We start from the raw sequence: 15,293 nt of genomic DNA on the forward strand, positions 1-15,293 counted from the left end.
GTCGGCGGTGGAGGAGCAGACCGCGACGACGACGGAGATGTCTCGTGGGGTGCAGGAGTCCGCGACGGGTGCTTCGGAGATCGCGGGCAACATCACCGGCATCGCGACCGCTGCGCAGGAGAGCGCGGCGACGATGCAGCGGATGAGCGTGGCGGTCGACGAGCTTGCCCAGGTCTCGGTCGAGCTGCGCACCCGCGTCGCCCAGTTCCGGATCTGAGCCCGCCGGTGAAGCACAAGGCGTCGACCGCGCGCCCGGCCGGGAGCCCTCAGGGGTCCTCGGCCGGGTGCACGGCCCTGCCCGCCGTCCCAGGAGGACTCGCGTGATCCGGGTGCTCGTCGTCGACGACTCGGTCGTCATCCGGCGCCTCGTCACGCAGACCCTCGAGCGGGACCCAGAGATCACGGTCGTCGGCACCGCTGCCGACGGACGCCTCGCCCTCGCGAAGGTCGAGCAGCTCGAGCCCGACCTGATCACGCTCGACATCGAGATGCCCGTGCTCGACGGCATCGAGACGGTGCGCGCGCTGCGCGCCGCCGGCCGGCGCATGCCGGTCATCATGTTCTCGACGCTCACGGAGCGCGGAGCAGGGGCGACGCTCGACGCGCTCACGGCCGGGGCGACGGACTACGTGACGAAGCCCAGCGGCACGGGCTCGGTGCAGACCGCCCTCGAACGGGTAGGGCTCGAGCTCGTCCCCAAGATCAAGGCTCTCGTGCCAGGTGCCCGTCGACCGGCAGCGGCGGGGCCCGGCAGCGCGGTCGCGGCCGCCGTGCCGACCACGCGCAGGGCGGCGCCGCGACGCCCGGTCCGTGCCGTCGTCGTCGGCTCCTCGACCGGGGGGCCCGACGCGCTGCGCAGGGTCTTCTCGGCGATCCGTGAGCCGTTGCCCGTGCCGGTCCTCGTGGTCCAGCACATGCCGCCCGTGTTCACCCGCCAGCTCGCGGAACGGCTCGACCGTGAGGGGCCCACGACCGTGGTCGAGGCCGTCGGAGGAGAGATCCTCGCGCCTGGTCACGCCTACCTCGCGCCCGGCGGGCGTCACCTCGAGGTCGTGCGCCGGGGCTCCAGCCTGGCGACCGCCGTCACGGACGGCCCACCCGTCAACTTCACACGCCCCTCGGTCGACGTCCTGTTCCGGTCCGCGGTCCAGGTGCTGGGTGGCGACCTTCTCGCGCTCGTCCTGACCGGCATGGGCTCGGACGGGCGCGACGGCGCAGGAGCGGTCACCGGGGCCGGGGGACACGTCGTCGCCCAGGACGAGGCCTCGTCGGTCGTGTGGGGCATGCCGGGTGCCGTGGTCACGGCGGGGCACGCCCACCAGGTCCTTCCGCTCGACCACCTCGCCCGAGCCGTCGTCTCGGCGATCGAAGGAGCACACGCATGACCGTGTCCACCCAGTCGTTCTCGTTCGTGAGCGACCTGGTCCGCCGGCACAGCGCGATCCAGCTCGCCCCTGGCAAGGAGTATCTCGTCGAGTCGCGGCTCGGACCGTTGGCCCGGGAGAAGGGGCTCCACGGGACCGACGCCGTCGAGCAGTACGTGCAGAGGTACGTGCGCACGGGTTCGAGCGGCGAGATCGTGCGCGTGGTCGAGGCCATGACGACCAACGAGACGTCCTGGTTCCGTGACACCTCGCCGTTCACGGCCCTGCGACGCGTCGTGCTGCCGGCCCACGGCGACGGCGACCTGTCGATCTGGTCGGCAGCGTGCTCGACGGGCCAGGAGCCCTACAGCATCGCGATGGTCCTGGCCGAGCAGGGGCACCAGCGCTTCCGGATCCTCGCGACCGACATCAACGCGCAGGTGCTCGACCGTGCCCGTGGCGGCCGGTACAGCCAGCTCGAGGTCAACCGCGGGCTGCCCGCCCCGATGCTCGTCCGCCACTTCCGACGGGCCGGCGCGGAGTGGGAGGTCGACCCCGCGCTGCGCCGGAACCTGACGTTCGAGAAGCACAACCTGCTCACGCCGCCTCCGGGCGTCGGGACGTTCGACGTGGTCTTCCTGCGCAACGTCCTCATCTACTTCGACATGCCCACCAAGCAGTCGATCCTCGCCCGGCTCCGTAGCCGGGTGAGACCTGGCGGCTACCTGATCCTGGGTGCCGCCGAGACGACCGTCGGTGTCGATCCCGCGTGGGAACGCGTCGACGGCGCACACGGCTCCATCTACCGACTCCGAGGAGGCAGCGCATGAGAGCGCTGGTGATCGACGACTCGCGCGTGATGCGCCGCATCGTCGCGTCGACGTTGAAGGGTCTCGGCTTCGAGATCGCCGAGGCGGGGGACGGGCGCGCAGCGCTCGACCTGCTCGAGGCCGGTGAACGCTTCGACCTGGCGTGCGTCGACTGGAACATGCCCGTGATGGACGGCCTGGAGCTCGTCCAGGAGGTCCGCAAGCGCCGGGACTGGCGCGACCTCACGCTCATGATGGTCACGACCGAGTCCGAGCAGAACCAGATCGTGCGTGCCCTCGCGGCCGGGGCGCACGAGTACCTCATCAAGCCGTTCACCCCTGATGCGCTCGAGGCGAAGCTCGACATGCTCGGGCTGCTGCCGCAGAAGGAGCTCGCATGACCGACACCACCTCGACGCTCGCACAGAGCGTCGTCCCGATGGCGCAGGACCTGTTCACCGCGATGGTCGACGGCGAGCCGGGGTTGCTCCTGCCCATGGAGGCCCTGGAGGAGCCGATCACCGACCCGCTGTACGCCTGGGTCGACATCGTCGGACCGGCGGTCTCGCGCACGCTGGTCGTGACGGCCCGTGAGACCGCGGACCGTCTCGCCCGCTCGCTCCTGCTCAAGGAGGACGACGAGCCGGTGACGCTCGAGGACGTCCAGGACGCGCTCGGGGAGGTCGCGAACGTCGTCGGTGGGAACCTCAAGGCCATGATGCCCGAGGGGTCGTCGCTGACGCTGCCGGTCGTCGAGCACGCCGAGCCCTCAGCCTCCCGCCCGGCTGATCACGAGCAGGCGCTGCTCTGGTGGGGCGGCCCGATCCTCATCCAGCTGTGGACCTCGACGAACGGAGAAGACCTGTGAGAGTCCTCGTGGCGGACGACAGCCGCGTCATGCGACAGATCGTCCTGCGCACCCTGCGTCAGGCGGGCTTCGGCGACTGGGACGTCGTCCAGGCCGGTGACGGTGCCGAGGCGCTCGCCCTGACCCGCGCGGAGAAGCCCGACCTCGTCCTGTCGGACTGGAACATGCCCGAGATGAACGGGATCGACTTCCTGCGTGCGCTGCGCGCGGGCGGTTCGAGCGTCCCGTTCGGCTTCGTCACGTCGGAGGGCTCGCCGCAGATGCGCGAGCTCGCCGAGAGCGAGGGGGCGCTGTTCCTCATCGCCAAGCCCTTCGACGCCGGCACGTTCGAGTCGGCGTTGCGTCCGCACTTCCGCTGACCTCATCCACGCGCACCCCCAGCGCACCACCCACCGAGAGACCCCGGAGGACCCCACTCGTGACCACCACGCCCCTGCCCCAGCTCAAGGAGATCAAGGACCTGTACGCGGGCCTGGTCGGCCGTGCGTGCACGGCCGTGCCGGCCGGCCGGCTCATGACGCCCGAGACGAAGGGACTCGTCGTGGCCACCTACCTGAGCAACCGCGGCCAGGTCGAGGCCGTGGTCGCGGTCGACGTCCCCCTGGGCGCGTACCTCGGCGCGTCGATCGGCCTCATGCCGCCCGGACCGGCGAAGGACGCCGCGGCGGACGGGAGGCTCAGCGACGTGCTGCTCGAGAACGTCTCGGAGGTCCTCAACGTCACGGCCGGGCTCTTCAACACGCAGGATGCCCCGCACCTGGTGCTCGCCGACGTGTTCGACTCGACGCGGGCCGCCCTGCCGGGCACCGCCGTGTCGTTCCTGCGCAGCACGGGTCGTCGGCTCGACGCCGAGGTGGAGGTCGCGGGCTACGGCGGAGGAGCCTTCACGGTCGTCCTGCGGTAGTCCTCCACGGCTCGACGCACGAAGGAAGGCCCGTCCGGTTCCCCGGACGGGCCTTCCTTCGTGCGTCGAGCACTGCGTCGAGCGGGCCTGCGTGGAGCAGCGCACCCGGTGCGGCGGGGGACGGTGGTCAGGCCGGGACGAGCTCTCGCCGCAGGTCCAGTCCCTGGCCGTCGAGGATCGTCTGGATCGCGGCACCGGTGTCCGGGTGTACCAGGACCGGGGCCATGAGGTTGACGCTCACGACCCCGGCGCGTGCGCTCGCGACCACGAGGACCACGGGGTCCTGGTCGGACGCTCCGATGAGCGCGAGGTCGCCCGCCGGGATCGCGGGGGCGTAGTCGGGCACCCAGCGGCCCGGGTCGACGACGAGGAGCTCGACGCCGGGGACGTCGAGAGCCGCGAGCGTGTAGACGCCTTCGGCCTGCTCGTCGAGCAGCTCGAAGCGGCGCGCGGTGAGGCCCGGGGGCGGGGTCACGAAGGTGATGGTGGTCATCGGAGATAGTCCATGAGAGTGGGCTGCAGGAGGTTGGACCCGATGCTCAGCGTCGCCTGGTAGGCGACCTGCTTGAGCTGGAGGTCGATCGCGATCTCGGCGATGTCGGCGTCCTCGATCCCGGCGCGCTGCGTCTTGAGCGCGAGCTGAGAGTCGGCGTTGGTGTCCGTGGCACGTTCGAGCTGGTTCTGCCGTGCACCGACGGTGGTGTGCTGGGTCAGGACGGCGGACAGCCGGGAGTCCACGGCTGCGAGGTGGCCCCGGACGTTCGTGCCCGTCCGCAGGTCGGCCACGACCGTGTCGAGGAGGGCGAAGACCGATCCCGCTCCGGTGCCGAAGACCGCGGCCCCGTCGATGTCGACCTGGACGGTCGAGTCGGCACCGATACGACGCTCGACGCTGCTGCCAGGGACACCGGTGAAGCTGTAGTCGTCACGGAACGCGACGCCCTCGTCGGACGTGCCGGCGAACACGTTGCGCCCCAGGTAGGTCGTGTTCGACTGGCGCAGCAGCTCGGAGCGGAGCTCGTCGAGCTCGACCGCGATGGCTTCGCGCGCGTCGGGCGACGCCGTGTCCGAGGCTCCCTGCATCACGAGGTCGCGCACGCGCTGGACGACGTCCGTGACGGACCCGAGCGCCGAGTCGAGCGTCGAGAGCCAGCCGTCGCCGTTCTCGATGTTGCGCTGGTACTGCTTCTCGGTCGCGAGCTGGTTGCGCACCGACAAGGCGTCGGCCGCCGCAGAAGGGTCGCTCGACGCGCGGACGAGCTTGCGTCCGGACGTGCCCTGCTCCTGGAGCTCGGCCATCCGGGCGAGGTTGGCCTGCATGCTTCGTGTGACGAACGAGGCCTGCATCTGGTTGGTGATGCGCACGGTTCTCCCCTAGGAGGCGGGTCGGGCGGGCGGGCCGGCGGGCCGACGCGGCGGACGGTTCGGGTGGGTCACAGGCCGACGCGGCCCGTGCGGTTGATGAGCTGGTCGAGCATCTCGTCGACCGCGGTGAGGACACGCGCGGCCCCCTGGTAGGCGTGCTGGTACTGGACGAGGTTCACGGTCTCCTCGTCGAGCGAGACGGCCGAGTTGGACAGCAGGTCGGAGAACGCCGCGGTGGACGCGATGGTCGCGAGCTTCGCGTCGTACGTCGCCGAGCTCGACTTCACGGCGATCGTCGCGACGTGTGCGGACCAGCCGGCGTCGGGACCGTCGGACGCGACGCCGAGTCGGGCGATCTTGTCCGCGACGGATCCGTCGAGCGCGCCGCCGCCGCCGCTCGCAGCGACCTGCGAGGGGTCGGTGACCGCGACCTTGATGCCCGACGCCGGGGGCTTGCCCGCGTCGAAGACGAAGAAGGGGCCTCCCGGCGCGCCCGTCGTCGTCTGGGCCGTCGTGTGGAGCGCGTTGACCTGGGCGGCGATCGTCGAGGCGAGGGTGTCGTAGCCCGCCGCGGCCTGGGCGTACACGCCACCGGACGAAGCGGGTGCCAGGGCGGACAGGTGCCCTGCGAGGTCTCCGCCCTCGAGGGCGACCTGCGCCCCGGCGCGGTGCGCCCACTCGAGGCGGACAGGGTCCGTGGTCACGCCGTCCATCGACTGCGAGCCCGCCAGCTTGACCGGGTTGGTCGTGGTGCCGTCGACGAGCAGGTTGCCGCCCAGCAGGACGCTGACCGTGCCGTCCGGGTTCATGCTGGCCTGGGCGCCGGCGACCTGTGCGAGCGAGGCCGTCACCTGGTTCCGGTGGTCCACGAGCTCGTTGGTCGAGACACCCTGGCCTGCGGCGTCGCGGATCTGTGCGTTGAGCGCCGCGACCTTGTCCGCCATCGCGTTGACCTCCGAGACGAGGGAGGTCGCGCTCGTGCGGGACTGCTGCCACTGCCCGGCGACCTCGGCGCGCCCCGCGACGAGCCGGTCGACGATGCCCACCGCGCGCTCGATGACCACGCGCGCCTGGGCCTCCTTGCCGGGGGCGTTCGCGACGTCCTGCCAACCGCTCCAGAACGACTGCAGGGTCGCGGACATCCCCGTGTCCGAGGGCTCGCCGTGGATGTCCTCGACCGCGTTGAAGGCCGTGGCGCGCACCACGGAGTACCCCTCGTTCGACGCGGTCTGCCGCACGCGGGACTCGAGGAAGAGGTTCCCGAGACGGGCGACGCCGTCGATGCTCACGCCCTGGCCGTTGCGCACGGGCTGGGCGAAGCGCGCCAGGCCCATCTCGGCCAGCGGGGAGACGGACGACTGCTGGATGCGCTGACGCGTGTAGCCGTTGGTGTTGAGGTTGGCCACGTTCTGACCGGTCACGTCGATACCGGCCTGGGCGGCGTTCAGGCCCTGGCGGGCGGTGTTGAGGATGGCGAACGAGCTCATGGGCGCGGTTCCTTACAGGATCGTGTCGAAGAGGCGGGCGACGGCGGACTGCGCCGTGGCGGCGCCGGTCGCGTCGTAGGTCCGCGCCTCACCGCCGAGCGTCGCGAGGGTCTCCTGCGTCGAGCGTGAGGCGTGGTTGACGATCTGGGTGTTGGTGTCCCGGACCGTCTTGATGCGCACCGTCAGCTCGGTCAGGCCGGCGAGGTGCCCCTCGAAGATCTCGCGCCACGGTCCGGTGCTCTGCGCGGCCGCCGCGATCTCACGCAGCGTCGCGTCGGGGGACAGCCCCCAGGACGAGGCGACCGTCTCGGAGGCGACGGTGCGCACGAGGGTCGCCTCGCGCACCTTCTCCATGACGGTCTCGACCTCACGGTTGGCGTGCGCGAGCCAGCGGGTGCGGCCGGCCGTGAGGAGCAGCTGCTCCTCCTCGAGCTTGAAGAGCAGCATCTCCAGCAGCTCACGCTCTCGCCACAACAGGGTCGACAGCTCCTGAGGGCCCAATGCGGCTCTCCCTTACGTGCGGCGTGGTCGGTCGGGACGGCGGGCCGCGAGGCCCGCTCGGAGACCACTGTCGGTCGCTGCGGCGCGGATGTGGCGACTGATCGTCGACCGATCCGCATGGGAGTCCTTGACGCGGTCGCCACCGCGTACCTCGCAGCGTCCTCCCCGGTGCCCTCTCGGGGCGGTGCGACGCAGGGTGCCCAGCAGATGCCCAGCAGAAAGGTGCTTCGGCGTGAACCTCTCCGAGCGCAATGCTCTCGTCGTCGACAACCTTGCCCTCGTCGGCTTCCTCGTGTCCGACCTGTGCGCCCGAGCGGACCACCTCTCGCGGGAGGACCTCGCGTCGGTGGGGGCGATCGCGCTGACGACGGCCGCGACGGCGTACGACCCGGCCCGCGGGGTGCCCTTCGGTGCGTACGCCCGACGCCGCATCGTCGGTGCCCTCTCGGACGAGCTGCGGTCCCAGGACTGGGCGCCCCGGTCGGCGCGCAAGCGGATCAAGGAGCTCACCGCGGTCGAGGCCGCGCTGACGGCGTCGTTGGGCCGGGAGCCGACCGACGTCCAGGTCGCCGAGGCCATGGGCGTCGTGGTCGCGGACGTCCGGGCGATCCGCGACGACGCCGGCCGCTCGATCGTCGCGGTCGACGACACGATGTACGAGCACGTGGTCCTCGATGCGCCGAGCCCCGAGGAGCAGGTGCTCGCGACCGAGGAGCGGCACGTCGTGCGCGAGGCCGTCGCGGCCCTGCCCGAGCAGCTGCGGTACATCGTGGAGGAGGTCTACTTCGCAGGCCGCACCGTCGGCGCTCTCGCCGAGGAGCTCGGCATCGGGCACTCGACGGTCTCGCACGCGAGGATCGAGGCGGTCCGCCTGCTGCGTGAGGGGCTCGAGGCGCACTACTCCGACCGGGAGTCGCGGGGCTCGACGGCGCCGCTGTCCGCGCGGCGTCGTGAGTACCTGGCCGACGTGGGGGACAGGGTCGCGGGTGGCGCGACCCGCCGTGCCGCCTGGTCGACCCCCGCGGCCTCCTGACCTCAGGGTCGCCGGGCGCCGGCCCGCGACCAGATCTCACCCGCTCGGTGCCAGACGACGACGTGATCCGTGCCGACAGTCGTGGTCGACCGGCCCATGGATGGGCTGGGGGACCATCTTTCTCGCCCGTCTCACGGAGGACTCATCATGGGCTTCAGCGTCAACACGAACGTCTCTGCACTGAACACGTTCCGTAACCTGACGAACACGCAGAACAGCCAGAGCAAGTCGCTCGAGAAGCTGTCGTCGGGTCTTCGTATCAACCGTGCGGCCGACGACGCCGCGGGTCTGTCGATCGCGGAGGGCCTCAAGGCTCAGGTCAACGGCTACTCGGTCGCTGCTCGTAACGCGCAGGACGGCATCAGCGTCGTGCAGGCTGCTGAAGGTGCGCTGGGCGAGTCCCAGTCGATCCTGCAGCGTATGCGTGACCTCGCGGTTCAGGCGTCCTCGGACACGAACAACGCCGACGCCCGCACGGCGATCAAGTCCGAGCTCGACGAGCTCGCGAACGAGCTCACCCGCGTCGTGCAGTCGACGAACTTCAACGGCATCAACCTGCTCACCGCCGCGGCGACGGACCTCACGGTCCAGGTCGGCGCGGAGGGTGCCGGCAGCGGCAACACCATCACCATCGCCCTCGCGGCGAACGACCTCGAGACCATCATCGGGGCCGGGATCTCCGCCGCCGGTGGTGGGTCGTCGCTGACGGTCGCCACGGCGGCGAACGGTCAGGCCGCGATCGAGACGATCGACACGGCGCTCAAGGCTGTGTCGACGGCTCGTTCGAACTTCGGTGCGACGCAGAACCGTCTGGAGTACGCGATCTCCAACATCAACGTCGCCGCGGAGAACCTGACCTCGGCGGAGTCGCGCATCCGCGACGTCGACATGGCCAAGGAGATGATGAACTACTCGCGCACCAACATCCTGTCCCAGGCCGGTACCGCGATGCTGGCCCAGGCCAACCAGTCCAACGCCGGAGTCCTGCAGCTCCTCGGCTGAGACTGACAGCCACTGGCGGTCGCCCTGAGGGGACCTGCCGACGACGGCGCCGCACCGGAGGACCGGTGCGGCGCCGTCGTGCATCCCGGGACGGCCACGGTGGGCCTCCGCCGACGTGCGTGCCGGGAGCCAGGCACCGGGGCCGGCACCGATTCACCCGATCCCCGCTCACGCCGGTGCCCGCGATGCCGACAGTGGTGGATGACCGGCCCATGGATGGGCTGGGGGACCATTCTTCTCGCCCGTCTCACGGAGGACTCATCATGGGCTTCAGCGTCAACACGAACGTCTCTGCACTGAACACGTTCCGTAACCTGACGAACACGCAGAACAGCCAGAGCAAGTCGCTCGAGAAGCTGTCGTCGGGTCTTCGTATCAACCGTGCGGCCGACGACGCCGCGGGTCTGTCGATCGCGGAGGGCCTCAAGGCTCAGGTCAACGGCTACTCGGTCGCTGCTCGTAACGCGCAGGACGGCATCAGTGTCGTGCAGGCTGCTGAAGGTGCGCTGGGCGAGTCCCAGTCGATCCTGCAGCGTATGCGTGACCTCGCGGTTCAGGCGTCCTCGGACACGAACAACGCCGACGCCCGCACGGCGATCAAGTCCGAGCTCGACGAGCTCGCGAACGAGCTCACCCGCGTCGTCGACTCGACGAACTTCAACGGCATCAACCTGCTGACGGCAGCGGCCACGGACCTCACGGTCCAGGTCGGGGCCGAGGGCGTGGCCGGTGGTGGCAACACCATCACCATCGCCCTCGCAGCCAACGACCTCGAGACGATCCTCGGGGACGCAGCAGGGAGCATCTTCTTCGCCACGGGCGCCGCTGCAGGCACCGCCCCCGGGACCGGCCTGACCGTCGACACCGGGGCCAACGCCCGTACGTCGATCGAGACGATCGACACGGCGCTCAAGGCTGTGTCGACGGCTCGTTCGAACTTCGGTGCGACGCAGAACCGTCTGGAGTACGCGATCTCCAACATCAACGTCGCCGCGGAGAACCTGACCTCGGCGGAGTCGCGCATCCGCGACGTCGACATGGCCAAGGAGATGATGAACTACTCGCGCACCAACATCCTGTCCCAGGCCGGTACCGCGATGCTGGCCCAGGCCAACCAGTCCAACGCCGGAGTCCTGCAGCTCCTCGGCTGAGACTGACAGCCACCCGACGGGCCCCTGAGGGGGCCTGCCGACGACGGCGCCGCACCGGAGAACCGGTGCGGCGCCGTCGTGCGTCCGGAACTCACCCCCCACGAAGCCGGGGGCCCTGCCGAGAGTGGTGGGTGACCGGCCCATGGATGGGCTGGGGGACCATTCTTCTCGCCCGTCTCACGGAGGACTCATCATGGGCTTCAGCGTCAACACGAACGTCTCTGCACTGAACACGTTCCGTAACCTGACGAACACGCAGAACAGCCAGAGCAAGTCGCTCGAGAAGCTGTCGTCGGGTCTTCGTATCAACCGTGCGGCCGACGACGCCGCGGGTCTGTCGATCGCGGAGGGCCTCAAGGCTCAGGTCAACGGCTACTCGGTCGCTGCTCGTAACGCGCAGGACGGCATCAGCGTCGTGCAGGCTGCTGAAGGTGCGCTGGGCGAGGCCCAGTCGATCCTGCAGCGTATGCGTGACCTCGCGGTTCAGGCGTCCTCGGACACGAACAACGCCGACGCACGTACCGCGATCAGCTCGGAGCTCGACGAGCTCGCGAACGAGCTCAACCGCGTCGTCGACTCGACGAACTTCAACGGCATCAACCTGCTCACCGACACGGCCGCGGACCTCACGGTCCAGGTCAGCGCGGAGGGCGCCGGCAGCGGCAACACCATCACCATCGCCCTCGCAGCCAACAACCTGCAGGACATCATCAAGGACACGGTGTACGACGACGCGGGCGGCGCCGGCGGCACCGCGCTGAACGTCGTGGACGCCACGAACGCCCGTACGTCGATCGAGACGATCGACACGGCGCTCAAGGCCGTGTCGACGGCTCGTTCGAACTTCGGTGCGACGCAGAACCGTCTGGAGTACGCGATCTCCAACATCAACGTCGCCGCGGAGAACCTGACCTCGGCGGAGTCGCGCATCCGCGACGTCGACATGGCCAAGGAGATGATGAACTACTCGCGCACCAACATCCTGTCCCAGGCCGGTACCGCGATGCTGGCCCAGGCCAACCAGTCCAACGCCGGAGTCCTGCAGCTCCTCGGCTGAGACTGACAGCCACCCGACGGGCGGCGGCGTCCGCACAGGTCGCCGCCCGTCGGGTGCTCTTCCCTCACCGACCTGACCCTGGCTGACCCAGCCGACCCAACGTCCTGGAGGCATTTCCCGTGGGCATCACTCTCTCCGGTCTCACGTCGAGCGGGCTCGACGTCAAGGCGCTGGTGGCGGACCTCATGAAGGTCGAATCGATCCCCCAGCTCAACCTCCAGGCCAAGGTCAAGCTCCAGCGCACGGAGATCACCGCGCTCCAGGACCTCAACACGCGCATCGCCGCGCTCGCGAAGTCTGCCAAGGACCTCACGTCCCCCAACGCCCTCGCCCAGTTCAAGGCGACGAGCTCGTCGGACGCCGTCGCGGTGACGGCCAAGCCGGCGGCCGGCGCGGGCACGATCGACCTCGTCGTCGACTCCGTCGCCGCGGGCCAGAAGTCCGTGACCGGGGCCATGAGCACGGCCCCCGGCACGAAGTTCACGATCACCGACGCCAAGGGCGCGCACACCGAGGTCACGGCGGCCTCGACCTCCCTCGACGACGTCGTCGCGGCCCTCAACGGGTCGGACACGGGCGTCCGGGCCGTCAAGGTGTCCGCAGGCACCGACCCCGGTACGGGCGAGAAGCTCTTCCGCCTCCAGCTCACGTCGACCGAGACCGGTGCCGAGAACGCGTTCTCGTTCCACGCCGGCACTGCGGCCGAGGTGGACGGCGGCACCGCGACCAACCTCCTCACGGCCCCGGGGGCCGCGACCGTGACCGCCGCCGCCGACTCGAAGGTGCGCCTGTGGGCAGGGACGCCCGCCGAGCAGACCGTGACGTCGTCCACGGCGGTCTTCACCGACCTGCTCCCGGGGGTGGACGTCACGGTCGCCAAGGCCTCCGCCAACCCGGTGACCATCACGGTCAACGAGGACACCGAGGCGCGGACCGCCACGGTCAAGGGCTTCGTCGACTCGGTCCAGTCGATCCTGTCCCGCATGGCCGCGCTGACCAAGGTCACGATCGCGGCCGACGGATCGACGTCGGGCGCGACGCTGGCCGGCGAGTCCGTCGTGCGCAACGCGCGCCAGACGCTGACCGACGCCGCGTCCTACCCGATCGACGGCGAGTCGCTGTCCGCGATCGGCATCGAGATCACGCGCACCGGCGAGGTCGTGTTCAACGCCGAGAAGCTCGACGCAGCCCTGGCGGCGGACCCGAACAAGGTCACGGCCACGTTCAACAAGGTCGCGGCCCGTGTCCAGGAGGCCGCCGAGTCGCTGTCGGACAAGTACGACGGCCAGCTGACCACCTCGATCCAGAACCGTGAGACCAACGCGAAGCGGATGGACGAGCAGATCGTCCGGTGGGACACCCGGCTCGAGCAGCGCTACAACCGGCTCAGCGCGCAGTTCACCTCGATGGAGGTGCAGCTCGCGAAGCTCGACTCCCAGCAGCAGTGGCTCACAGGACAGCTCAACGCCCTGAACCCGTCCAAGCGCTGACCCTCCCGCGAAGGAAACCCCGTGACCAACCTCGCCCAGAGCGCCTACGGGCGCGACGCCATCCTCACCGCGTCGCCGGCGCGTCTGCTGACCATGCTCTACGACCGGCTGGTGCTCGACCTGCGCCGGGCCGAGGTCGCGCAGGGCGAGGAGCGCTGGACGGCCGCCTCCGAGCAGCTCCTGCACGCGCAGGCGATCGTCGCGGAGCTCATGGGCTCGCTCGACACCTCCGTCTGGGACGGCGGCGAGGACCTCCTCGCCGTGTACGTCTACGTGCACGAGGCGCTGGTCGCGGCGAACGTCCACCGGGACATCGCGCGCACGCACGAGGTGCTCGAGCTCGTCCTGCCGCTGCAGGAGACGTGGCGCCAGGCCGCCGAGGTGCTCCCTGCGGGGCACGACAGCACCTCGTCCGTCCGCACGGGCGGTGTGTCCGGTGTCGCCTGACTCGCAGCTCGTGACAGCCCGGCCCGGGACGGCGGCGCCGGCAGCGTGGGAGCTGCAGGAGCCCTCGCGGGTGCAGGGCTCGCCGGCCCTCGCGGACGCGTCCGAACCGTCGGTCGCTCCGGAGCCGGACGCCGCCCTCGACCGTCACCGAGCCCTCGACCCGCAGGGTGCCACCGACGCTGTCGCGGACCCGCACGCCGCCTGGTCCCGCGTCCTGGACGACCTCGCCGCGATGTCGGCGGGGGCTGGTCCCGACGCCGGCGCCGAGGTGATGGACAGGCTCGTCCGCTGGACCCCGCCGACCGACCTGGGGCGCCTGCCGGCGAGCCTGGTGGACCGCGCGCTCGAGGTCCTGGCGGGCCATGCGCACATCGTCGACCACCTGCACGACGCCGTCGCGGAGAACCGTCGGCACGCGCGAGCGCTGTCCGCCGTGCCGACCGTGCACGACGCGCCGGTCGCCGCCTACCTCGACGTCGAGGCCTGACCCGCTCCGTTCCGCGCGCGCCTGGCGGCGCCGCGCACGCCCCTCGCGGCGGACGACGGCTGACTCCCCGCAGCCCTGCATAGGGCTCGAAGTGACACGACGACGCATCCCTTCGCCCCCGACCCGGGGCAGGGCACGCGACGCACGACGGCCGCCCTGCGGCCGAGAGATCACGGTGAGCACGGACGACTCACCCCGTAGGCCATGGGACGGCCGACACCTCCGACGTGGGGATACCGCGATCGTGTTCGACTCCGTCACCTCCTTGGCGCTCCAGAGCGCGCTCGACGGGCTCTCCGCCCGTCAGCGTGTGATCGCGGAGAACGTCGCCAACATCAACACCCCCGGGTACACCGCGAAGCGGGTCCAGTTCGAGCAGGCGCTGGCCTCCTCCGTCGCCTCGGGCGAGGGGCGCGTCGCGTTCAGCGTGTCGCGCTCGCTCGAACCCACCCAGCTCAACGGCTCGAACGTCAACCTCGACACCGAGACGCTCTCCAACATCGACACCGTGCTGCGCTACCAGTTCGCGACGCAGGCTGTCGGCGGCGAGGCGGCCTCGCTGCGCGCGGCGATGAGGACGAGCTGAGATGACGTTCGACGCGATCGGCATCGCCAGCACCGGCCTGACCGTGCACCGCAAGTGGCTCGACGCGGTCGCCGACAACCTCTCCAACGTGAACACCGTGACGTCGACCGACGACGCCGCGTTCCGCGCCCGCTACGTGACCGTGCAGGAGGGTGGCAACGACACCCCCGGCGCGTTCGTCGCGGGCGCCGCCTGGGGCAGCGAGGAAGGGCGCGTCACGTACGAGCCGGACCATCCGCTCGCCGACGAGGACGGGTACGTGCGCTACCCGGACATCGACATGTCCGAGCAGATGGGCAGCCTCATCCTGGCCCAGCGCGGGTACCAGGCGAACGCGGCGGTCGTCGACCGGGCCAAGACGGCCTACGAAGCAGCCCTCCAGATCGGGAAGTGAGCCCCATGCCTGTGTCTCCTATCGAGCCCACGACCGCGACCGGCTACCTGTCGGGTGCCGAGGCTGCGTCGGCCCTGTCAGGCCTGTCGCCCTCCGCCGCCACCGCGTCCACGGGGCAGGTGGGCGCGAGCGCGTTCGCCGAGGTCCTCGGTGGCGCGGTCGACAACACCCAGCAGCTGCAGGCCGCCTCCAACGAGCTGACGATCGCCGCGGTGTCGGGCGACCTGGCCGACATCCACCAGGCGACGATCGCCTCGACGCGTGCCGCTACCACCCTCGAGCTCGTCGCCACCGTGCGCAACAAGGCGGTCGACGCGTTCAACGAGATCATGAGGATGCAGGCCTGAC

Annotated in this window: 20 protein-coding genes and 1 pseudogene; 17 read left to right on the top strand and 4 right to left on the bottom strand. The window is 70.5% G+C overall.

What is annotated here, in order from left to right; translation table 11 throughout:
* From WFH32_RS11040 to WFH32_RS11070, 7 genes and pseudogenes are all read left to right on the top strand, one after another.
* Positions 1-217, top strand: a pseudogene (locus WFH32_RS11040) (methyl-accepting chemotaxis protein); the annotation flags it as partial.
* A gap of 103 nt (positions 218-320) precedes the next feature.
* Positions 321-1,385, top strand: coding sequence for a protein-glutamate methylesterase/protein-glutamine glutaminase (locus tag WFH32_RS11045; RefSeq protein ID WP_191796699.1), 1,065 nt, complete (start codon positions 321-323; stop codon positions 1,383-1,385).
* Entirely contained in the window at positions 1,382-2,194 is an 813-nt protein-coding gene (locus WFH32_RS11050) for a CheR family methyltransferase (protein WP_191796698.1), read from the top strand. The genes WFH32_RS11045 and WFH32_RS11050 overlap by 4 nt, the downstream gene beginning before the upstream one ends.
* Positions 2,191-2,574, top strand: coding sequence for a response regulator (locus tag WFH32_RS11055; RefSeq protein ID WP_138825814.1), 384 nt, complete (start codon positions 2,191-2,193; stop codon positions 2,572-2,574). Before WFH32_RS11050 ends, WFH32_RS11055 begins: the two co-directional genes overlap by 4 nt.
* Positions 2,571-3,041 carry a chemotaxis protein CheX gene (locus WFH32_RS11060; RefSeq protein ID WP_191796697.1) on the top strand — a complete coding sequence of 157 codons (471 nt, stop codon included), beginning with the start codon at positions 2,571-2,573 and terminating at the stop codon, positions 3,039-3,041. The genes WFH32_RS11055 and WFH32_RS11060 overlap by 4 nt, the downstream gene beginning before the upstream one ends.
* A complete protein-coding gene (locus WFH32_RS11065) occupies positions 3,038-3,400 on the top strand; it encodes a response regulator (RefSeq protein ID WP_191791652.1) in 363 nt (120 codons plus the stop codon). Before WFH32_RS11060 ends, WFH32_RS11065 begins: the two co-directional genes overlap by 4 nt.
* A 59-nt stretch (positions 3,401-3,459) precedes the next feature.
* Complete coding sequence (locus tag WFH32_RS11070) at positions 3,460-3,945, top strand: hypothetical protein (protein WP_191796696.1); 486 nt, start codon at positions 3,460-3,462, stop codon at positions 3,943-3,945.
* A gap of 127 nt (positions 3,946-4,072) precedes the next feature.
* On the opposite strand, the gene fliW is transcribed toward WFH32_RS11070, so the two are convergent.
* The 4 genes from fliW to WFH32_RS11090 all read right to left on the bottom strand — a co-directional run bounded on the left by fliW (position 4,073) and on the right by WFH32_RS11090 (position 7,298).
* Complete coding sequence (gene fliW, locus WFH32_RS11075) at positions 4,073-4,438, bottom strand: flagellar assembly protein FliW (RefSeq protein ID WP_191796695.1); 366 nt, start codon at positions 4,436-4,438, stop codon at positions 4,073-4,075.
* The gene (gene flgL / locus WFH32_RS11080) at positions 4,435-5,310 is read right to left on the bottom strand and encodes a flagellar hook-associated protein FlgL (protein ID WP_318244170.1); all 876 of its coding nucleotides are present in this window, start codon (positions 5,308-5,310) and stop codon (positions 4,435-4,437) included. The genes fliW and flgL overlap by 4 nt, the downstream gene beginning before the upstream one ends.
* Before the next feature lie 68 nt (positions 5,311-5,378).
* A complete protein-coding gene (gene flgK, locus WFH32_RS11085; protein WP_191796694.1) occupies positions 5,379-6,797 on the bottom strand; it encodes a flagellar hook-associated protein FlgK in 1,419 nt (472 codons plus the stop codon).
* Positions 6,798-6,809: 12 nt separating this feature from the next.
* Positions 6,810-7,298: a flagellar protein FlgN gene (locus tag WFH32_RS11090; protein WP_138825802.1), complete on the bottom strand. Its 489-nt coding sequence runs from the start codon at positions 7,296-7,298 to the stop codon at positions 6,810-6,812.
* 232 nt (positions 7,299-7,530) lie between these two features.
* Between WFH32_RS11090 and WFH32_RS11095 the strand changes: the two genes are divergently transcribed.
* The 10 genes from WFH32_RS11095 (at position 7,531) to fliE (ending at position 15,292) form a co-directional block, all read left to right on the top strand.
* Positions 7,531-8,331: a sigma-70 family RNA polymerase sigma factor gene (locus WFH32_RS11095; protein ID WP_191796693.1), complete on the top strand. Its 801-nt coding sequence runs from the start codon at positions 7,531-7,533 to the stop codon at positions 8,329-8,331.
* Positions 8,332-8,478: 147 nt separating this feature from the next.
* Positions 8,479-9,333, top strand: coding sequence for a flagellin N-terminal helical domain-containing protein (locus tag WFH32_RS11100; RefSeq protein WP_138825798.1), 855 nt, complete (start codon positions 8,479-8,481; stop codon positions 9,331-9,333).
* A 263-nt stretch (positions 9,334-9,596) separates the two neighbouring features.
* Positions 9,597-10,484, top strand: coding sequence for a flagellin N-terminal helical domain-containing protein (locus WFH32_RS11105; RefSeq protein WP_336707461.1), 888 nt, complete (start codon positions 9,597-9,599; stop codon positions 10,482-10,484).
* Between the two features lie 193 nt (positions 10,485-10,677).
* Positions 10,678-11,541 (top strand): flagellin N-terminal helical domain-containing protein, encoded by an 864-nt coding sequence (locus tag WFH32_RS11110; RefSeq protein ID WP_138825794.1) that lies wholly within the window; start codon positions 10,678-10,680, stop codon positions 11,539-11,541.
* A gap of 119 nt (positions 11,542-11,660) precedes the next feature.
* Positions 11,661-13,031: a flagellar filament capping protein FliD gene (fliD, locus tag WFH32_RS11115; RefSeq protein ID WP_336707463.1), complete on the top strand. Its 1,371-nt coding sequence runs from the start codon at positions 11,661-11,663 to the stop codon at positions 13,029-13,031.
* 21 nt (positions 13,032-13,052) lie between these two features.
* Positions 13,053-13,478: a flagellar export chaperone FliS gene (gene fliS / locus WFH32_RS11120; RefSeq protein WP_191791658.1), complete on the top strand. Its 426-nt coding sequence runs from the start codon at positions 13,053-13,055 to the stop codon at positions 13,476-13,478.
* Entirely contained in the window at positions 13,468-13,965 is a 498-nt protein-coding gene (locus WFH32_RS11125) for a hypothetical protein (RefSeq protein ID WP_191796691.1), read from the top strand. The genes fliS and WFH32_RS11125 overlap by 11 nt, the downstream gene beginning before the upstream one ends.
* Positions 13,966-14,209: 244 nt before the next feature.
* Positions 14,210-14,551, top strand: coding sequence for a flagellar basal body rod protein FlgB (locus WFH32_RS11130; RefSeq protein ID WP_138825786.1), 342 nt, complete (start codon positions 14,210-14,212; stop codon positions 14,549-14,551).
* Between the two features lies 1 nt (position 14,552).
* On the top strand, positions 14,553-14,945 hold the full coding sequence (locus WFH32_RS11135) for a flagellar basal body rod protein FlgC (protein WP_138825784.1): 393 nt from the start codon (positions 14,553-14,555) through the stop codon (positions 14,943-14,945).
* Between the two features lie 5 nt (positions 14,946-14,950).
* On the top strand, positions 14,951-15,292 hold the full coding sequence (gene fliE, locus WFH32_RS11140; protein ID WP_191796690.1) for a flagellar hook-basal body complex protein FliE: 342 nt from the start codon (positions 14,951-14,953) through the stop codon (positions 15,290-15,292).
* Position 15,293: the final 1 nt, after the last annotated feature.

The sequence above is a fragment of the Oerskovia sp. USHLN155 genome (assembly GCF_037145535.1).
Classification (GTDB): Bacteria; Actinomycetota; Actinomycetes; order Actinomycetales; family Cellulomonadaceae; genus Oerskovia; species Oerskovia rustica.